Below are 18,331 nucleotides of genomic sequence, written 5' to 3'. Positions count from 1 at the left end.
ATCAGTCAATGACCTGACGACGGGCAGGAGCCCTGATGACCGCGACCGAGATCGCACCCGAGTTGTCCACCCGCCTGGACTCGATCATCGAGCACGAGACCGAGAACTTCCTGAGGCGACAGCATCGAAGTCATGAGATGTCGCAGCGCGCCACCGTGCTCGCCGGGGGCGCCACCTCCAGCTGGCAGGTGGCGGAGCCTCACGCCGTATGGCTGAGCCACGGCAACGGCTCCAAGCTCTACGACGTCGACGGTAACGAGTACTCCGACTTCCACGGCGGGTACGGCGTCTCGCTCGCGGGTCACAACCACCCCGCGATCGTCGAGGCGGTACGCCGCCGCGTCGCCCTCGGCACCCACTTCGCCCAGCCGACCGAGGACTCCATCGTCGTGGCGGACAACCTTGCCCAGCGCTACCACCAGCCGCTCTGGCGCTTCGGCAACTCCGGCACCGAGTCGACCATGGACGCCGTCCACCTGATGCGGGCGTTCACCGGTCGCGAGCGGATCCTCAAGCTCGAGGGCGGCTACCACGGCCACCACGACTCGGTCATGGTCTCGGTCCAGCCGGAGAGCGTCGGCGACCTCGGTCCCGCCGACGCCCCGATCGGCATCCCGGAGAACACCGGGCTGCTGCGCGCCACGATGGACGGCACCGTCATCGTGCCAGCCAACAACCTCCCCGCCGTCCAGGCGGCGCTCGAGCGCTACTCCGGCGAGATCGCCGGCATGATTCTCGAGCCGATCATGATGAACGCGGGGATCATCTACCCCGACGACGGCTACCTCGCGTCCCTCAAGGACCTGCTGCACGCCCACGGCGCACTGCTGACCTTCGACGAGGTCAAGACTGGCTTCACGGTCGGTCCGGGCGGTGCCTCCGGCAAGCTCGGCGTCACGTCCGACCTGGTCTGCGTGGCCAAGGCGATGGGTGGCGGGCTGTCGACGTCCGCGATCGGTGGCGGAGAGGTGATGGAGCTGGTGGCTCGCGGGGACTACCAGCAGGTGGGCACCTTCAACGGCAACCCGCTGGCGATGGCCGCCGCGCGGGCGATGCTCACCGAGGTGCTGACCGACGAGGCCTACGCACACCTTGACCACGTGCGCGTCCGGATGCAGGACGGTCTCCAGGCCGTCATCGACCGGCACGCGGCACCGTGGCTGGTGGTGACGGCGGGCGCGAAGGGCTGCGTATCCTTCATGCCCGACCGCATCCGCAACTTTCGCGACTTCCGCGGTCTCGACGGGCGCTACGGCCATGCGCACTGGTTGGTACAGCACAACCGCGGCGCCTTCCTACCCCCGTGGGGCAAGGTCGAGCAGTGGCTGATGTCGGTGCAGCACACCGACGAGGACGTCGACCGCTTCGTGGGCAACTTCGACCACCTGGCGGACACGCTGCTCGGACCCGCCTAGGCCCGAGCGGCCTCGGCCACTACGACCCAGGCGATCGCCGCGTGCTCGAACGGCGGCTCGGGCAACAGCTCACGGCAGCGCTGCTCGACCCGGCGCCGATGCTCGGGGTCGAGCGAGGCGACGTACGAGCCGACGGGCCCGACCCCGTCGAGGTACGGCGCCCACCACTCGTCGTACGACGTGAACGGGAGGCGGACCGTCAGCGACGTCGACCGCACGTCGCGCAGGCCGGCGGCATCGGCGATCTCGACGAGCGCACCCTCACGCGTCCCGGCCCGGTCGGCCTCGCCGGGCGCGGCCGGGTCGATCTCCTGGGCCGCCTGCCAGAACACCGACAGTGGCGCGGTCCCCCCGGCGAAGTCCCAGACGCTGGCGGACACGACTCCACCCGGCTTCGTCACCCGCCTCATCTCGCGCAGCCCGGCGACGGGATCGCTCATGAAGTGCACGACGAGCTGCGCAAGGGCCGCGTCGAAGACGTGGTCGTCGAACGGCAGGGCCTCGGCGGTGGCCTCGTGCACGTCGACGCCGGGGAAGCGGTCACGGACGGCCGCGATGAACGGGGTCGACGGGTCGACCGCCGCGACGCTCTCGGCTCCGCATCGCTCCACCAGTGGTGCGGTCAGGACTCCCGGACCGCAGCCCACGTCGAGCACCCGGTCACCACGCCGTACGGCGACGAGGTCGACGAACTGCTCCGCGAGCGGCCGGGAGTAACGGCCCATGAACCGCTGGTAGGCATCGGCGGCGACGTCGAAGCTCATGGGCCGAGTGTGGCCCCGTCAGGGGGACTCGAACCAGGGCTTGTGCAGGTCGTAGAAGCTGGCGCCGGCCATCATCGCCTCCAGCGCCTCCCTGACCTCGGTCGGAGGCTCCATCCCCTCGCCCTTGCGGGCGCTCTCCTCGTCGGTGAAGTAGACCGTCTCGAAGAAGGTCCCGTCCGACGCCAACGCGAAGGTGCCCCCGATGATCTCGGGCCGCATCGTCTTCAGGTCGCCGGGGTCGGCGAGCATCGCCTTGATCGGCGTCGCGTCGTCCGTCTGGCCGCGGATCACCTGCACGAACCCGGCGTCGTCCGAGCCGCCCTCGAGGAACGACGAGACGTCGTCGCAGTCGTAGAACGCCGGCGCACCCTCGAGCAGCTCGCCCAGGCGGGCCGCCCACTCGCCCTGCTCGGGACGCTGCGAGTTGGCCATCGCCGCCTCGCGCGACTCGAACCGGACGATCGCGAAGAAGTCGTCGTCCTCGGTGAAGCCGAACGTGCCGCCGAGCCAGCCGGTCGCTCCCTCACCGAGCTCTTCCCGCCACGACTCACCCACCGCTCGCAGCTCGTCCTGGCGGGTGCATGTTCCGTGGATGACTTGGATGAACACGGCATGGCCTCCTGTCACGCAGGCCATCTCGGCTGAGGTGGTCCTGTGTCCACCTCTGACCATAGGCAGGTGCCGATGCCGTGGCCAGACACTCCGGGACCACGTGGTCCGGGCGGTCGGTCAGGACCGCCTGGCGCTCCGTACGCGGGGTCGGGACCGCAGCCCGAGCTCCTTGGCGGCGACGTCGAGGGCCACCTGTCGCGCGCGCCTGGAGTCGACGACAGGGTCGTCGAGGGCGACCTGGACGACCAGGCCGTCGAGCAGCGAGCCCCACATGATCGCGAAGGTCTCGACGTCGAGGGGCTCGATCTCGCCGGCGTCGATGCCCTCCTGGGCGATCCGGGCGATCAGGTCGCGCCACTGCGCGTCCAGCTCCGCGCGGTCCTTCTTGACCTCGGGGTGGCGGAACGCCTGGGCCCACAGGTCGAACCACAGGCCCCAGTCACCGGTGAGCGCCTCCTGCTTGTCGGCGACCAGGGTCCACTCGACGAGGGTCTCCAGCCGGTCGCGCAGCGCGTCGGTGGACCGGAGCATCTCCTCGGTGGCGGCGTAGAACGATCGTTCGGACCAGCGCAGGGCCTCGGTGAGGAGGCTGTCCTTCGTGCCGAAGTAGTAGATGACCAGCGCGGGGCTCGCTCCGACCCGCTGGGCGACGTCCGCGATCCGGGTGTCGTTGAAACCACGCTCCGCGATCAGGGTGGACGCGGCGGCCAGCATCTGGTCACGGCGTACGTCGGCGACCGCGTCCCCATGCTCTCGTGCGGCCATCCCACCTCCCCGGTCCCGGTCTGTAACACGAGCTCCTTGTGCCGCACGCTAGCACGATCGTAGACTGAACAGTCAGTCAGGACCGCGCGACGAACGGTGAAGCATGGGCACCTCCCTCCCGTCCGACCAGGCCCGGCTTCGGACGACGTTGGCGGCCCGGTCCGTGGCCGTCGTGGGGGCCGGCGACCGGGTTGACTCCTTCGGTTGGCGGCTGACGACCGAGGCGTTGCGCAGCCCCGGGATCGAGCGCGTCCACCTGGTGCATCCCACCCGGACCTCCGCGTTCGGCCGACCGTGCGTGCCGTCGTTGGCGGACGTCCCGGAGCCGGTCGACCTGGTCCTGCTCGGCGTACCGGACAAGGCGCTCGCGCCGACCCTCGCGATCGCCTCGGAGCGCGGTGACGCGGGCGCGGTGGTGTTCGGGCCGGCGCACGGGGTCAAGGACGACGTGGTCGCCGCGGCCGGTGACATGGCGCTGGTGGGTGGCGGGTGCATGGGCTTCGTCGACACGACCACCGGCGTCCGGGCGATCGGCTACCTCGAGCGCGATCCGCTGCCGGCCGGACCGATCGGGCTGGTCACCCATTCCGGGTCGGTGTTCTCGGCATTGCTCCGCACCCGGCGCCCACTCGGCTTCACGCTGGCCGTGTCGTCCGGGCAGGAGCTGGTCACCACCACGGCCGACTACCTGGAGTACCTGCTGTCGCTCCCGGAGACCGGGGTGATCGGGCTGGTGCTGGAGACGATGCGCGACGCACCCCGGCTCGAGGCGGCGCTGGCCGAAGCCACACAGCGAGACATCCCGGTGTGCGCACTGACGGTCGGGACGTCGGTACGCGGCCAGGCCCTCGTCGATGCACACTCGGGCGCGATCGCCGGCTCGGACGCGGGCTGGGAGGCGCTGTTCACGGCGTACGGCGTGCACCGCTGCAGCGACCTGGACGACCTCACCGACAGCCTCGAGACGTTCTCGATCGGACGGCGTCACCTGCCCGGCACCGGCCGCGGGATCGCGACGGCGCACGACTCGGGAGCGGAGCGCGTGCTGGTGGCGGACGTGGCCGAGCGGTTGGGCGTGCGGTTCGCGACGCTGTCGGAGCCGACGGTCTCGCGGCTGGCCGCGGTGCTCGATCCCGGCCTGGAGCCGATGAACCCGCTGGACGTCTGGGGTCGAGGCACCGACACCGTCGAGCTGTTCACCGAGTGCCTGAGCGCGCTGGCCGACGATCCCGACACCGGCGCCGTGGCGCTCGCGGTCGACCTGGTCGAGGAGTACGACGGCGACGAGAACTTCGCCGTCGTGCTCGAGAACCTGTTGCGACGCACCGACAAGCCGGTCGCCGTCGTCTCCAACGTCACCGCGTCGCTGGACCCGGTGGTGGCCGCGCGGCTGCGGGCGCAGGGCATCCCCGTGCTCGAGGGCACGGCGTCCGGGCTGCGCGCGCTGGGACACCTGATGGCCGAGCCGCCGCGGCCCCGGCCCGCGGTGGTCGTCGACGCCGAGCGTGCGACGCGCTGGGCGTCGCGACTCGGTTCCGGCAGGGAGCTCGGGACGCCCGAGTGGTCGGAGCTGCTGACCGACTACGGCCTGCCGGTCGTGCCCGGCCGGAGCGTCGGGTCGGGGACGGGGGCGGTATCCGCGGCCGAGCGACTGGGGTACCCGGTGGTGCTCAAGAGCGACTCCGCCGAGGTGCACCACAAGACCGAGGCCGGTGGCGTCCGGATCGGGCTCGCCGACTCGGCGGCGGTGGCCGCGGCGTACGACGAGCTGGCCGGGCGCCTCGGCCCGCAGGTCGTGGTCCAGCGCCACGCCTCCGGGGTAGAGGTCGCGCTCGGTGTCGTCCGCGACCCGCTGCTCGGGCCCTTGGTGATGGTCGCGGCCGGGGGTGTCCTGGTCGAGCTGGTCTCCGACCGGGCAGTCGCGCTGCCGCCACTGGACCGGGAGACCTCGCTGGCGATGATCTCCCGCCTGCGGGTGTCGGCGCTTCTCGACGGGTACCGCGGCTCGGCACCGGCGGACACCGACGCGCTCGCCGACGCTCTGGTGTCGCTCGGACAGCTCGCGGTCGAGCTCGGCGACCACCTCGACGGGGTCGACCTCAATCCGGTCATGGTCGGCCCAGCCGCGGCGTACGTTGTGGACGCGTTGGTACTGCCCCGCAAACGCTGACCCGCCAGAAGTGTGCGCCGTACCAACGCCCACCCGCCAGAAGTGTGCGGCGTACCACTCTCACTCGGCAGGAACTCACTCCTGGCAGCGCTTGGCCGGCGTTGTCTTCACCGAGAACCGTCGGCCGGGTGAGGGCTCGTCGCGCGTTCGCTTCGGACGGGTCAGCGCTCCCAGGCGTGCACTTCTGACGGGTCAGCGCTCCTGGGCGTGCACTTCCGGCGGGTCAGCGGGGTGGGGGAAGGGGAGGGCGATGGGGTCGGGGTCGAGGCGGCTCCGGCCGTGCTCGTCGAAGCGTTCCAGCCCGAGGTCGGTGACGTCGACGACGTCGGTCGTGCCGGAGACGACCAGATCGGCGATCGCCTTCGCGACGCCGGGGCCCCACATCATCCCGTGGCCACCAGCGGCGGCGACGAAGGCGCCCTCGATCGGACCGTCGGCGCCGAGGGCCGGGCCGAGGATCGGCAGGTGGTCGGGGGTGTAGTCGATGGTGGCGGCCCAGGTCTTGCGGAGCCCGACCTTCCCGGTCGTCGGCAGGAGGGTGGCCATCCGGGCACGCATCACCTCGAAGTACGCCGTGTCGAACTCCGTCGCCTCGCCCGGCTCCTCCTCGGGGTTGCTCATCCCCCACAGGACGCCGCCCTCGCAGGGCCGCCAGTAGATGCCCGACATCAGGTCGAAGACCATCGGCAGCCGCTGCGCGGCGAAGTCCGGATGCGCCTCGGTCACGACCACCTGATGTCGCGCACCCCAGGCCGGGATCCGCACCCCCGCCGCCGACCCGACCGCAGCCAGGGTCGGCCCGCCGGTCAGCACCACGCGGGAGGTGGCCACGTCGCCGGCCGACGTGCGAACGCCGACGACGCGCCCTCCCTCCACCAGCAGGCCGGTGAACGCGGTCCTCTCGCACACGCGCACACCGGCCCCGAGAACCGCCGCGGAGTAGGCGAGGACGTTGCGCGGTGGGTCGATGTACCCGTCGTCGGCGGCGTACGACGACCCGAGCGTCTGCCCGGGCGCCATCGCCGGGTTCATCGCGTCGGTCTCGACCGGCCCGACCCACCGGACGTCGAGCCCGATCGCCTGCTGCATCGCGATCCGGTCGTGCGCGTAGGTGACCTCGGCCTCGCTGAAGCACGGCATGAAGTAGCCCTGCGCGACGAAGCCGGAGTCGATTCCGAGCAGGTCCGGCTGGCCGGCATAGAAGTCCCGGCTGAACATGCCGAGCCGGACCGCGGCCTCGGTGCCGCCCTGCGCACGGACCATGCCCGCGGCGCGGGAGCTCGCGCCCTGACCAAGGGTGTCCCGCTCGAGGAGCACGACGTCGGCGAGCCCGGATCGCCGCAGGAACCACGCAGCCCAGGCGCCGATCGTCCCCCCGCCCACGACCACGACGTCTGCTGTTGTCGGCACGGTGGTCATGATGCTCCACCCTGACCTAGACTGAACAGTCAGTCAACGCCGCCTGCTCCCGGAAGGACAGCGCCCGTGTACGGACTCACCCCCGAGGACCTCGAGCTCCAGGCGCGCGCCCGCGGGTTCGCCGACGAGCTGATCCCGCACGAGCAGTACGCCGAGGAACACGGCGGCGAGCTGCCGGAGGATGTCCGACACCGGATCGAGGCACGCGCCGTCGAGCTGGGCCTCACGGCGACCAACATCCCGGTCGAGCTCGGCGGCCGCGGCTGCTCGACGCTGCAGCAGGTGCTCGTGCAGGAGCAGGGCGGCCGAGTCACCAACGCGCTCGCGTGGTGCCTGACCACGCCTCCCGGATGGTGGGCAGCGGTCGCCAACGACCACCAGCGCGACACCTACCTGCTCCCGACGATCGAGGGACGGCGCGAGGGCTGCTACGCGATCACCGAGGAGTACGCCGGATCCGACGTCTCCGACCTGAAGGCGACCGCCGCACGCGACGGCGACGAGTACGTCCTCAACGGCGAGAAGTGGCACGTGACGTCGTACAACCTGTCCGACCACGTCTTCTTCCAGGGCGTGCTCACGACTGGCGACCACGCCGGCGAGCAGGCGATGTTCGTGGTCGACAACGACACCCCGGGCATCCGGGTGGTCCGCACCCCGGCGTACTCCCACACCTTCGCCCACCACCACCCGATCCTGGCGTTCGAGGACGTCCGGGTCCCCGCGACCAACCTGATCGGCGGTGAGGGCGACGGGATGTCCTTCGTCTACGAGTGGTTCCGCTACGAGCGCCTGATGATCGGCGCCCGTTGCCTCGGCGCGGCCGAGCGACTGGTCGACGAGATGCAGGCGTTCGCGGCGCAGCGACGGATCGGTGACGAGTACCTCGTCGACAAGCAGCTGGTTCAGGGAATGCTCGCCGACAGCCTCACCGAGCTGTTCGCCGCGCGCTCGATGGTCTACGAGGTCGGCCGCTCGCTCGATGCCGGCGCCGACCTCAAGGTCGCCCACGCCCAGTGCTCGATGGTGAAGCTCTACGTCAGCGAGATGGCGAACCGGATCGCCGACCGGGCCGTGCAGGTCTTCGGCGGACGCGGCTACATGCGCGAGAACGTCGCCGAGCGCTTCTTCCGGGAGCTGCGCGTGGAGCGCATCTGGGAGGGTGCCAGCGAGATCCAGCGGGCGATCATCGCCGCCCAGCTCGGCAAGCGCGGGCGGGCCGCACTCGTCTGACTCCGGACCGGCCGGCTGTGGTTGGCTGACCTCGTGAGTCCCGTCCCCGCCGCCTGGTCCGGGCTGGTCGACGACGCCGCGATCTTCCCGCCCGGCGACGCCCCGCTGGCCGATGCGGTCGCGGCGTACCAGGGTCGACGTGACGAGTGGTACGCCGACCTCGTCGGCCCACTGGTGGTCACCGACACCGTGCTCCCCGAGGTCCCCGTCGACGTGCCGGTCTCGGTGGTGCTGACGGGCGGCGCAGGCGTCGTCGCGGGGGTCGCGTCTCTCGCCACCAAGAAGGGGCATCGGCTCGTGGGCCTCGAGGCGGCGGTGCGCGACCTGGACGACATGGCGGGCAACGTCCGACGCATCACCGCCGCCGTCGACGCGGCACGCGCCGACGGTGACCTGACGGACACCCGGGTGTACGTCGAGCTGCCACCGTCCGACCCCACTCCCGACTGGCTGGCAGCCGCGGACGCGGTGGCCGAGGCCGAGCACCACCTGAAGTTCCGCACCGGCGGCGTCGAGGCGCACCTGTTCCCGGCGGCAGCGACGGTCGCGGCCTGGATCGACGCCGCGCTCGACCGCGAGACGCGGTACAAGTGCACGGCCGGGCTCCACCACGCCGTCCGGCACCGCGACCACGACACCGGCTTCGAGCACCTCGGTTTCCTCAACGTCCTGCTGGCGACCCGCGTCGCCTTCGACGGCGGCAGCCGCGACGAGGTCGCGCAGGTGCTGGACGACCACTACGCCAACGACCTGGTCGCGATGGCGCGGCAGAGCGACCTCGACGGCGCGCGGCGCTGGTTCACGTCGTTCGGCTCGTGCAGCATCGCCGAGCCGCTCGAGGAGCTGGTCGGGCTCGGCCTGCTGGAGGCTCCGCGTGAGTGACGGGTTCGGGCTCGACCACCTCCCGTACGGCGTGTTCGTCACCGAGGGCTCGGCCCCGCGCGTCGGGGTCCGGTACCACGACAGGGTCGTCGACGTCGCGACCGTGCGGCCGGAGCTGGACCACCCCACTCTCAACACCTTCATGGCGCTCGGGCCCGACGCCTGGGCCCGGACCCGGGCACAGATCACCGAGCTGGTCGGGTCCGAGGTACTTCCGGCGTTCCCCCTCGACGCGGTGTCGCTGCTGCTGCCCTTCGGCGTCGGCGACTACGTCGACTTCTATGCCTCGCTCGACCACGCCACCAACGTCGGTCGGATCTTCCGGCCCGACCAGGAACCCCTGCTGCCGAACTGGAGGCACCTTCCCGTCGGCTACCACGGACGCAGCGGGTCCGTCGTCGTCAGCGGTACGCCGGTCGTGCGGCCGTGCGGCCAGCGGAAGGCACCGACGGAGGACTCCCCGACGTACGGGCCCAGCCGGCGCCTGGACATCGAGGCCGAGCTCGGCTTCGTGGTCGGCGTCGGGTCGGAGCTCGGCAGCCGGATCCCGGTCGGGGAGCTCTCGCGGCACGTCTTCGGCGTGGTCGGCCTGAACGACTGGAGCGCCCGCGACATCCAGGCCTGGGAGTACGTGCCGCTCGGACCGTTCCTGGGCAAGTCCTTCGCCACGTCGGTGAGTGCCTGGGTGACTCCCCTGGCGGCCCTGGCGGACGCGAGCACCGACCTCCCGGCTCAGGAGCCCGCGCCGCTCCCCTACCTCTCCGGCGGCCACGCGCTCGACATCGCCGTCGAGGTCGTGCTCAACGGCGAGGTGGTGAGCCGGCCGCCGTACCGCACGATGTACTGGTCGCCGGGCCAGATGCTCGCCCACCTCACCGTGAACGGCGCGAGCACCCGCACGGGCGACCTGTTCGCCTCGGGCACGATCAGTGGTCCGGAGCCGGACACGCGTGGCTCGTTCCTCGAGCTGAGCTGGGGCGGGAAGGAACCGTTCGCCGGCGGCCACACGTTCCTCGAGGACGGCGACGAGGTGACCCTGCGCTACTCGGCGCCCGGCACCGGCGGCGGCCGGATCACCCTCGGCGAGGTCACCGGCCGCATCGAGCCGGCTCGTCCCTAGCTGACAGGCCTTCCCGAACCGGTCGGACAGGTTCAGGATCGGCGATGGCCCCGATCGGGCCTCGGGCGCCGTTGTGGTCGGCGTCGCACCTAGCTCGGAGGTGTTGCCATGTCATCGCGGGTTCGGCAAGTCGTTCGCCATCGGAGTGGCCGCGGTCGTCGCGGTGGGAGGGGGTGCGATCGCTGCGGTCGGCCCCGAACGCATCCACGAGAAGATCCGGCCGAGTCGGTCGGCGGCGACGGCGGGAGCAGCTACATCGACCCGGCACACCCCCGCATCCGCATGCACACCTACTACAACCCGCAGGTCGACGTGACCTTCCGCGGTTCCGACCCGAGCGGCTGGGACTGGATCGGCGACCCGCTGCTCGGCAGCCGCGAGACCTCGTCGTTCTACATCCCCATGGAGGGCGACCGGACCGCAGCAGGCAGCGTCTATGTCGGGTTGCAGCACGTGTGGCGGACCACGGACAACGGCGGTGACCAGGCGACACTCGACCAGCACTGCAACGAGTTCACCGGGGACTTCTCGATCACCTGCGGTGACTGGCAGCCGTTGGGCGGCAGTTCGCTGAACGGTCCCGGCGACCTGTCGGGTACGACGTACGGCACGGACAACGCGGGCGCCGGCAACTACGTCGTCGCGCTCACGCACGCGCAGCGGAGGACGAACATCCTCTGGGCGGCGACCAGACGCGGCCGGCTGTTCATCTCCACCGACGCCAACGCCGCCGACCCGTCGAGCGTGACGTTCACGCGGCTCGACCAGTCTGCCGTCGGTGGCCCGCTTCCGACGCGGTTCATCTCCGGGATCAGCGTCGACCCGAAGGACCCCTACCACGCGGTCGTGTCGTACAGCGGCTACTCGGCGTACGCCGCGGGCGGGCACCTGTACGACGTCAGGTACGACCCGGCCACGAAGCAGATCACGGCCAAGGACATCTCGGCGGACGTCGGCGACCAGCCGTTGACCGCGGTCGCCTACGACTGGCGCACCGGTGCGATCTACGCCGGCACCGACTGGGGCGTCCTCGTACAGCCGGCCGGCAGCAACCACTGGCTGACCACCGACGGGATGCCGCAGGTCGCGGTCTACGGGTTGACCCTCGACGAGTTCAGCCACCGGCTCTACGCGGCGACCCACGGACGCGGGTGGTACGTCAACCGCATCAACTGACCGGCAACTGACCGGCAACTGACCGGCACAGAGCACGGCCCGGCCGGGCCCGCGGAGGTGCTCGGCCGGGTCCGCGCTGCGACGCGTCGTACGCTCGCGAGATGATCCAGTACGGCCAGCTCGCGCCGCCGAGCCACGTGGTCGCGCACCTCAGCGACACCCATCTCCTCGCCGGCGACGCCCGGCAGTACGACGCGATCGACACCGTCGCCAACTTCAGGCGAGCCCTGGACCGGGTCAGCCGGATCGACCCGCCACCGCAGGCACTGGTCCTCACCGGGGATCTGGCCGACCTCGGAGAGCCCGCGGCGTACCGCCTGGTGCGCGAGCTGGTCGAGCCGCTGGCCGACCGGATCGGCGCGCAGGTGATCTGGTGCATGGGCAACCACGACGAGCGCGCGGAGTATTCACGCGAGCTGTTCGGCGAGGAGTCCGAGGCCCCGCAGGACCGGGTGTACGACGTGGCGGGACTGCGGATCATCAGCCTGGACACCAGCGTGCCCGGCTGGCACCACGGCGAGATCACCGACGAGCAGCTCGCCTGGCTTGGCGACGAGCTGGCGACCCCGGCCGAGCACGGCACGCTGCTGGCCCTGCACCACCCGCCGATCACCTCGCCGATGTGCCCCGTCGCGGAGGTGATCGAGCTGCTCGACACCGACCGGCTGGCAGCAGTCGTCGAGGGCAGCGACATCCGGGCGATCCTCGGTGGGCACTACCACTTCACGTCGCACTCGACCTTCGCCGGAGTCCCGGTCTCGGTGGCGGCCGCGACCTGCTACCTGTCCGACCCGGCGCCGCTCGGCCGCTTCATCTCCGCGGTCGACGGCCATACGTCGGTCAACGCCGTCCATGTGTATCCGGACCGCGTCGTGCACACGATCGTCCCGGTGCCGGAGGCGCCGGAGGTGAGCGGCTTCGGGACCGACGTGGCCCCGTTGGTGGAGGCGCTGAGTGCCGAGGAGCGGCTCGACATGTTCAGCCGCAAGGACTCGGAGTTCAACCAGGGCACGGTCGTCTGACGATTCGCCGCGGCCGCGGCCTCCAAGTTAGGGTTACCTAAGTTCTTCGAGCGAGGGTGGTACGACGTGCACGGACGTGTGACGAGCACCGAGCAGCTGACGCCGGGCATGGTGCGGGTCGTCCTCGGCGGTGGTGACCTCGAGCGCCTGGAGATGCCCCACGCGACAGACGCCTACGTCAACGTGGCATTCCGCCCGGCCGCTGCGTCGTACGACCAGGTCTTCGACCCCAAGGCAGTGCGGGAGACCGCTCCTCAGGAGGAGTGGCCGGCCCGGCGCCGCTACACCGTGCGCTCGTGGGATGCCGAGACGCGCGAGCTCGTCGTCGACTTCGTGGTGCACGCCGACGAGGGCGTGGCGTCCCGCTGGGCGCTCACCGCCCAGCCCGGCGACGTCCTGGTCTTCGAGGGGCCCAGCGGCGACTACCGGCCGACGCCGGCCGCCGACTGGCACCTGCTGGTCGGCGACGAGTCCGCACTCCCGGCGATCGCCGCGTCGCTCGAGGCGATGACGTCCGGTGAGCGGGCCGTCGTCCGCGTCGTCTGCGACGGCCCGGCGCACCAGGTCGACCTGAGCACCCGGGCCGACCTCGACCTGGAGTGGCTGCATCGGCACGGCGACGAGCGCGACGCGTCCCTGCTGCTCGCCGCGGTCGAGGCCCTGGACTTCGGCGAGGGCACGCCGTTCGGATTCGTGCACGGCGAGGCCGACGAGATCCGCGCCATACGCCGGCACCTGCTGACGGAGCGCGGGATGACCCGTCGGGACCTGTCCTGCTCGCCGTACTGGCGGCGCACGATGACCGACGAGGCCTGGCGGCGCATCAAGCGCGAGTATGTCGCGGCCATGGAGGCCGAGGCGGTCACCTCATGACAAGAGGCTAGACACCCTCGCGATCGTGGAAACCGAGGTGGGCCACTGCCTCGCCGCGCTTCATGGCTTCCACGACACCGGGATGCAGCCGGTGCAGGTGGCTGATCGCCTTGTGCCGGTAGCGGAGGATCTGGACGGCGCCGAACGCCCAGAAGGGGAACTGCACCGACATCGCAACCCGGAAGTCGGCGAGATCGTAGGAGTCGGTGCCGCCACCGCCGCTGTGCCAGTCGAGCAGGACGCCGATCAGCCCCATCGTGAGCAGGCTCGCGGAGAAGCCGCCGATGTTGACGAAGCCGTTGGCGCGCCCGGTGGCCTCGACCGGGATGAAGGTCCGCGCCATGTCGAAGCCGACCATCGAGGCCGGGCCCCCGGTCGCCATCAGACACACCAGCACGACCAGCATCCACAACGGCGCCGGGGTCGAGCGGAACAGCACGACCGCCCAGCCGAGCGCCATCGCTGCCACGATGGTGAGGACCATCCACGAGCGGTAGAACGGGTAGCGCGAGACCAGGGTGCCGAGCACGAGGCCGCTGACGATGATCCACCCGGTCATCACCATCAGCAGCGCACTCGCGGTGTCGGACGACAGACCCTCGCCCCGCACCAGGAACGGGAAGCCCCACAGCAGCGTGAAGACGGTGGCGCTGAACTGCGAGCTGAAGTGCGACCACATCCCGAGCCTGGTGCCCGGGTTCCCCCAGACCAGCCGCAGCGTCCGGGCCAGCGCCCGCATCTTGACCCGCGCGACCCCTTCACGGGCGTACGGCGAGTCCTTGATCAGCAGTGCGACCGCGACCATCCCGACCACCCCCAGCGTCGACGCGAGCGCGAACGCCTTGGTCCAGCCGAGATGCGCCAGAGCCAGCGACAGCGGCGCGGCCGCGACGATCGCGCCGAGCTGGCCGAGCTGGCCGGTGAGCTGCGTGATCAGCGGCGCCTGCCGGACCAGGAACCACACGGTGACCAGCCGGATCACGCTGACGAAGATCGTGGCGTCGCCGGCCCCCACCAGCGCCCGGGCCAGCACGGCCAGCGGGAACGACGTGGCGAAGGCGAACGCCAGCTGCCCGATGGTCATCAGGGCGAGGCCGCTCAGCAGCAGGACCCGGGATCCGTACCGATCGAGCAGCACGCCGATCGGCACCTGCAGCCCGGCGTAGACCACCAGCTGCAGCACCGTGAAGAACGACAGCTGCGTCGCGGAGATCCCGAAGCGTGAGGTGGCCAGCAGCCCCGCGACGCCGAGCGAGCTGCGGTTGAAGATGGCCAGGACGTAGACCGAGAGTCCGACCGCCCAGATGACCCACGCCCGGCGTCTGCCGATGTCGTGGATCTGCTCGGTCACCGAGCCATCATCCAGGACGGCACAGCCGGCTCAGCTGATCGGCACCGTCCAGACCAAGGTGGTGCCGCCCAGGTCGGGGACCTCGGCGACCACCATCGAGCCGTTGCGGTGCTCTGCGCGCTCGCGCATGTTTTCGAGCCCGCTGCGGCGTCCGACGTCGCCTACGCCGACGCCGTTGTCGCTGATCGTGACCGTCAGTCGCGCGGTCGTGGCATGGATGCTCAGCTGCACCTTCGAGGCGGACGAGTGGCGGGCGACGTTGATCAGGCCCTCGCGCACCACGGCGGTGACGTCGCCGACCAGGTCGGCGGTCGCCACCGAGTCCAACGGACCGTCGAGGTCGACCCGCGGATCGACCGCGAGCCCCGGCTGCACCTCCGCGACGACGTCCATGACCGCCGCCCGTAGGCCGCCGGGCACCGGCGGCTGGAGCTGGAAGATCGAGACCCGGATCTGCTTGATCGCCTCGTCGAGGTTGCCCACGACCTCGTGCAGCGCGGCGACGACCGCACGATCGTGGAGCCCGGAGGCGGTCGCCTGCAGGACCAGCCCGGCGGCGAACACCTGCTGGATCACGTGGTCGTGGAGGTCCCTCGCGATCCGGGCCCGGTCCTCGAGGAGCAGGACGCGCTGCTGGTCGCGTCGCGCCTCGGCGAGCTCGAGCGCGAGCGCCGCGTGGTTGGCGAACGTCGTGGCCATCTCGGCATCCGCGTCCGTGAACGGGCGGCGCTGATGACCACGCATCACGACCAAGGTCCCGCGCACGTCCTCTCGGCCGAGCAGCGGCAGCACCATCACCGGCCCGACCTGCACCTCTCCGCTGAGGTAGATGGTGCGCCCTTCGAGGGTCTCGGTGTGCTCGGCGTCCGCCAGAAGCACCGGCTTGCCGTTCTGGATGACGTGCTCGCTCAGGGTGCCGGACGCGGCGTACCGCGCATCCTCGATGCCGGCCGCGTCGCGGCCCTCGGCCACCGCCACGAACAGCTCGGAATCCACCGGGAGGACGACGGTGGTCAGCTCGGCGTCTGCGAGCGCGTGCACACGACGTGCGATCAGGCGGAGCGCCGCCTCGTCGCCGGCGAGCACCCGGCGGGTGACGTCGGTGGAGGCCGCGAGCCACTCCTGCCGGAGCCGCGCCTCCGCGAACAGCCGCGCGTTCTCGATCGCGACCCCGGCCGTTGCCGCCAGTGCCTGGACGAGGTCCTCGTCCTCCGCGCTGAACGGCTCCACCCCGCTGCGGGTGAGGTAGAGGTTGCCGTACGCCTCTCCGCGCACCCGCACCGGTACGCCGAGGAACGCGCGCATGGGCGGATGACCGGCGGGAAGACCCACCGAGCCGGGATGTGCCGCGAGGTCGTCCACCCGGAACGGCTGCTGCCCCTCGATCACCAGCCCGAGCAGTCCCTTGCCTTCCGGGAGGTGACCGATGGCCGCGATCGACTCGTCGTCGATCCCGACGTGGACGAACTCCTCGAGCGCGCCGTCCACGCCGACCACTGCCAGCGCGCCGTACCGTGCCCCGACCAGGTCGACCGCGGACTCCACGATGCGGCGCAGCACGAGGGCCAGGTCGAGGTCCGCGACGATGGCGCGGTTGGCGTCGAGCAGCGCACGCATCTGGTACTCCGCGACGCCCCGGTGATCCGCCACCACCCTTCGACCTTAGTCCTCGGCCCGGTGCGCGATACCCCGTTCGCCGGGGGGCGCTTGGGCGGCACTAACTGGCCTGGGCTCCCGCCGCCGCGCGGCGCTCGAGGCGCGCCGGAGCCGGGACGATCACGACCGGCACCGGTGCGTGGCGAACGCAGTACTCCGCGACCGACCCCAGCACCTGTTGGCTGGCGCTGCTCGGGTTGCCGCTGCCGACCACCACCATGGACGCTCGTTCGGCTCGCGACACGAGCACCCGGCCTGCGTAGTCGTGTACGACGACGCGAACCAGGTCGGGGACCTCGGCCTGCGTCTCGAGACAGCGCGCCACCACATCTCCCTGCATGTGATGCACCCGCGCCCGGACCTCGGCCAGGTCATCGGAGTCCGGGGTGCCCTCGAGGTGCCCACTGCCCAGCCACGCGGTGACGACCTCCACCGTGCACCCGCGCTTCACCCCCTCGGCGAGCGCGAAGTCAAGAGCGGCCGCAGCACCGGCACTGCCGTCCACCCCGACCACGATCACGCCAGGGTCTCCCACGGCGCCAGAGTGACGGCCGCACGGTCCGCACGCATCCGGCCATCGGCCCCGATCATCGGGACGTTCGTCCCGAGGGACGCTGACCGCTGACCCTGCCGCCCCGGTGCCGGGAGGCTCACCCTCGACCTGTGTCCCGCGTCCGGCCGCATCCCTGGTACGACGTCGCCTGGCCGGTCGTGGCCGGGCTCGCCGCCGGTGCCGGGCTGCTCGCGGCGTACGGATGGATGGGCCCGTGGCCGTTCGCGCTCGCCCTTGCCGTCCTCGAGCTCGCGTTCGCGCCGCTCGCCTGGAGCCTGCTCACCGACCTGGGCCACGACCTCCGTCATGTGGTGCTCCGCATCGCACCCATCACCGCTGTGGCGGCGCTGGCCGTGGTGGGTCTCACCGACGCGATCGCCCAGTGGACGTTCGTCGTCGGCGGCTTCGTGCTCCTCACCTCACCACTGCTCCGAGGCTGTACGCGACGCGGCTTCCCCACCACGCTCGCCACGCGGATGTCTCCGCGGATCGACACCCGGCGTCGCTTCGACGAGATCGTCGCGCACGCGTTCGGGGCTCCCGAGGACATGCCGCCCCGCTGATCCCGGTCGGCCGAGGCTCCCGACGGCGAGACCCCCGAGCGGAATCGGCCCGGGGGTCTCGAGGTGTGGCAGATCCAGGATTCGAACCTGGGTAGGCATAAGCCGACGGATTTACAGTCCGCTCCCATTGGCCGCTCGGGCAATCTGCCGGTGCCTGCCGCCCCCGCCGTCGGCGGTGCGTCGGGCGGTCGGAAGAATAGCAAGGCAGCACCGGAGACCCGAATTCGCCAGGAGGGCAGCCAGATGGCCGACAGCTCGTTCGACATCGTGAGCAAGATCGACCGACAGGAGGTCGACAACGCGCTCGGTCAGACCGCCCGAGAGGTCGCCACGCGCTTCGACTTCAAGGGCACCGGGGCCGCGATCGCGTGGCAGGGCGACGACGCGATCGAGATCAGTGCCTCGGCCGACGACCGCGCCAGCGCCGTCCTCGACGTGTTCAAGGGAAAGCTGGTCAAGCGCAACCAGAGCCTGAAGATCCTCGACGCCTCCGAGCCCCGCCAGTCCGGCCAGGTCTCGAAGATCGCGATCACCCTCAAGGAGGGGATCACCTCGGAGGACGCCAAGAAGATCTCCAAACTGATCCGCGACGACGGACCCAAGGGCGTGAAGTCGCAGATCCAGGGCGACGAGCTCCGGGTCTCCAGCAAGAAGCGCGACGACCTCCAGGCCGTGATCGCGCTGGTGAAGCAGCAGGACTACGACTTCGCGGTGCAGTTCACCAACTACCGCTGAGTCCCGTGACGGTCCGAGCAGA

General features: G+C 71.0%; 17 protein-coding genes and 1 tRNA gene. 10 read left to right on the top strand and 8 right to left on the bottom strand.

Features of this window, described 5'->3' with window-relative positions; translation table 11 throughout:
• Positions 1 to 35: 35 nt before the first annotated feature.
• Complete coding sequence (locus tag VGJ24_RS13405) at positions 36 to 1,415, top strand: aspartate aminotransferase family protein (RefSeq protein WP_331501128.1); 1,380 nt, start codon at positions 36 to 38, stop codon at positions 1,413 to 1,415.
• Here the strand turns inward: VGJ24_RS13405 and VGJ24_RS13400 are convergent.
• From VGJ24_RS13400 to VGJ24_RS13390, 3 genes are all read right to left on the bottom strand, one after another.
• On the bottom strand, positions 1,412 to 2,179 hold the full coding sequence (locus VGJ24_RS13400) for a class I SAM-dependent methyltransferase (protein WP_331501127.1): 768 nt from the start codon (positions 2,177 to 2,179) through the stop codon (positions 1,412 to 1,414). The genes VGJ24_RS13405 and VGJ24_RS13400 overlap by 4 nt on opposite strands.
• Before the next feature lie 18 nt (positions 2,180 to 2,197).
• Entirely contained in the window at positions 2,198 to 2,788 is a 591-nt protein-coding gene (locus VGJ24_RS13395) for a hypothetical protein (RefSeq protein WP_331501126.1), read from the bottom strand.
• Between the two features lie 120 nt (positions 2,789 to 2,908).
• Positions 2,909 to 3,556, bottom strand: a complete 648-nt coding sequence (locus VGJ24_RS13390; protein ID WP_331501125.1) for a TetR/AcrR family transcriptional regulator — start codon at positions 3,554 to 3,556, stop codon at positions 2,909 to 2,911.
• 103 nt (positions 3,557 to 3,659) lie between these two features.
• Here VGJ24_RS13390 and VGJ24_RS13385 point away from each other — a divergent pair, with 103 nt between their 5' ends.
• Positions 3,660 to 5,726 (top strand): acetate--CoA ligase family protein, encoded by a 2,067-nt coding sequence (locus VGJ24_RS13385; protein ID WP_331501124.1) that lies wholly within the window; start codon positions 3,660 to 3,662, stop codon positions 5,724 to 5,726.
• Positions 5,727 to 5,918: 192 nt separating this feature from the next.
• Here the strand turns inward: VGJ24_RS13385 and VGJ24_RS13380 are convergent, their stop codons facing one another.
• Positions 5,919 to 7,145: an FAD-binding oxidoreductase gene (locus VGJ24_RS13380; protein ID WP_331501123.1), complete on the bottom strand. Its 1,227-nt coding sequence runs from the start codon at positions 7,143 to 7,145 to the stop codon at positions 5,919 to 5,921.
• A gap of 66 nt (positions 7,146 to 7,211) precedes the next feature.
• Here VGJ24_RS13380 and VGJ24_RS13375 point away from each other — a divergent pair, with 66 nt between their 5' ends.
• From VGJ24_RS13375 to VGJ24_RS13350, 6 genes are all read left to right on the top strand, one after another.
• On the top strand, positions 7,212 to 8,378 hold the full coding sequence (locus VGJ24_RS13375) for an acyl-CoA dehydrogenase family protein (protein ID WP_331501122.1): 1,167 nt from the start codon (positions 7,212 to 7,214) through the stop codon (positions 8,376 to 8,378).
• A gap of 33 nt (positions 8,379 to 8,411) precedes the next feature.
• Positions 8,412 to 9,260, top strand: coding sequence for a hypothetical protein (locus VGJ24_RS13370; RefSeq protein ID WP_331501121.1), 849 nt, complete (start codon positions 8,412 to 8,414; stop codon positions 9,258 to 9,260).
• The gene (fahA, locus tag VGJ24_RS13365) at positions 9,253 to 10,380 is read left to right on the top strand and encodes a fumarylacetoacetase (protein ID WP_331501120.1); all 1,128 of its coding nucleotides are present in this window, start codon (positions 9,253 to 9,255) and stop codon (positions 10,378 to 10,380) included. The genes VGJ24_RS13370 and fahA overlap by 8 nt, the downstream gene beginning before the upstream one ends.
• A 282-nt stretch (positions 10,381 to 10,662) precedes the next feature.
• Entirely contained in the window at positions 10,663 to 11,556 is an 894-nt protein-coding gene (locus VGJ24_RS13360; protein ID WP_331501119.1) for a hypothetical protein, read from the top strand.
• A 101-nt stretch (positions 11,557 to 11,657) separates the two neighbouring features.
• Entirely contained in the window at positions 11,658 to 12,578 is a 921-nt protein-coding gene (locus VGJ24_RS13355; protein WP_331501118.1) for a metallophosphoesterase, read from the top strand.
• A gap of 66 nt (positions 12,579 to 12,644) precedes the next feature.
• Positions 12,645 to 13,451 carry a siderophore-interacting protein gene (locus tag VGJ24_RS13350; RefSeq protein WP_331501117.1) on the top strand — a complete coding sequence of 269 codons (807 nt, stop codon included), beginning with the start codon at positions 12,645 to 12,647 and terminating at the stop codon, positions 13,449 to 13,451.
• Between the two features lie 7 nt (positions 13,452 to 13,458).
• On the opposite strand, the gene VGJ24_RS13345 is transcribed toward VGJ24_RS13350, so the two are convergent.
• The 3 genes from VGJ24_RS13345 to VGJ24_RS13335 form a co-directional block, all read right to left on the bottom strand.
• Positions 13,459 to 14,802, bottom strand: a complete 1,344-nt coding sequence (locus VGJ24_RS13345; RefSeq protein ID WP_331501116.1) for an MFS transporter — start codon at positions 14,800 to 14,802, stop codon at positions 13,459 to 13,461.
• A 30-nt stretch (positions 14,803 to 14,832) separates the two neighbouring features.
• Positions 14,833 to 16,452: a GAF domain-containing protein gene (locus tag VGJ24_RS13340; RefSeq protein WP_331501115.1), complete on the bottom strand. Its 1,620-nt coding sequence runs from the start codon at positions 16,450 to 16,452 to the stop codon at positions 14,833 to 14,835.
• Between the two features lie 67 nt (positions 16,453 to 16,519).
• On the bottom strand, positions 16,520 to 16,993 hold the full coding sequence (locus VGJ24_RS13335) for a universal stress protein (protein WP_331501114.1): 474 nt from the start codon (positions 16,991 to 16,993) through the stop codon (positions 16,520 to 16,522).
• A 128-nt stretch (positions 16,994 to 17,121) separates the two neighbouring features.
• Here VGJ24_RS13335 and VGJ24_RS13330 point away from each other — a divergent pair, with 128 nt between their 5' ends.
• Complete coding sequence (locus VGJ24_RS13330; RefSeq protein ID WP_331501113.1) at positions 17,122 to 17,574, top strand: hypothetical protein; 453 nt, start codon at positions 17,122 to 17,124, stop codon at positions 17,572 to 17,574.
• Positions 17,575 to 17,640: 66 nt separating this feature from the next.
• Here the strand turns inward: VGJ24_RS13330 and VGJ24_RS13325 are convergent.
• A tRNA-Tyr gene (locus VGJ24_RS13325) sits at positions 17,641 to 17,723 on the bottom strand.
• A gap of 94 nt (positions 17,724 to 17,817) precedes the next feature.
• On the opposite strand from VGJ24_RS13325, the gene VGJ24_RS13320 reads away from it, so the two are divergent.
• Positions 17,818 to 18,309, top strand: coding sequence for a YajQ family cyclic di-GMP-binding protein (locus tag VGJ24_RS13320; RefSeq protein ID WP_331501112.1), 492 nt, complete (start codon positions 17,818 to 17,820; stop codon positions 18,307 to 18,309).
• Positions 18,310 to 18,331: the final 22 nt, after the last annotated feature.

The sequence above is a fragment of the Nocardioides sp. genome (genome assembly GCF_036493135.1).
GTDB lineage: Bacteria > Actinomycetota > Actinomycetes > Propionibacteriales > Nocardioidaceae > Nocardioides.
Note: the sequence above shows the minus strand (reverse complement) of the source record. Positions and strands in the feature narration are given on the sequence as shown.

Excerpts from the sequence above, each read along its gene's own strand:
- VGJ24_RS13400 (WP_331501127.1), bottom strand. The coding sequence starts at position 2,179 with ATGAGCTTCGACGTCGCCGCCGATGCCTACCAGCGGTTCATGGGCCGT.
- VGJ24_RS13405 (WP_331501128.1), top strand. The coding sequence starts at position 36 with ATGACCGCGACCGAGATCGCACCCGAGTTGTCCACCCGCCTGGACTCG.
- VGJ24_RS13320 (WP_331501112.1), top strand. The coding sequence starts at position 17,818 with ATGGCCGACAGCTCGTTCGACATCGTGAGCAAGATCGACCGACAGGAG.
- VGJ24_RS13380 (WP_331501123.1), bottom strand. The coding sequence starts at position 7,145 with ATGACCACCGTGCCGACAACAGCAGACGTCGTGGTCGTGGGCGGGGGG.
- VGJ24_RS13385 (WP_331501124.1), top strand. The coding sequence starts at position 3,660 with ATGGGCACCTCCCTCCCGTCCGACCAGGCCCGGCTTCGGACGACGTTG.
- VGJ24_RS13355 (WP_331501118.1), top strand. The coding sequence starts at position 11,658 with ATGATCCAGTACGGCCAGCTCGCGCCGCCGAGCCACGTGGTCGCGCAC.
- VGJ24_RS13390 (WP_331501125.1), bottom strand. The coding sequence starts at position 3,556 with ATGGCCGCACGAGAGCATGGGGACGCGGTCGCCGACGTACGCCGTGAC.
- VGJ24_RS13360 (WP_331501119.1), top strand. The coding sequence starts at position 10,663 with ATGCACACCTACTACAACCCGCAGGTCGACGTGACCTTCCGCGGTTCC.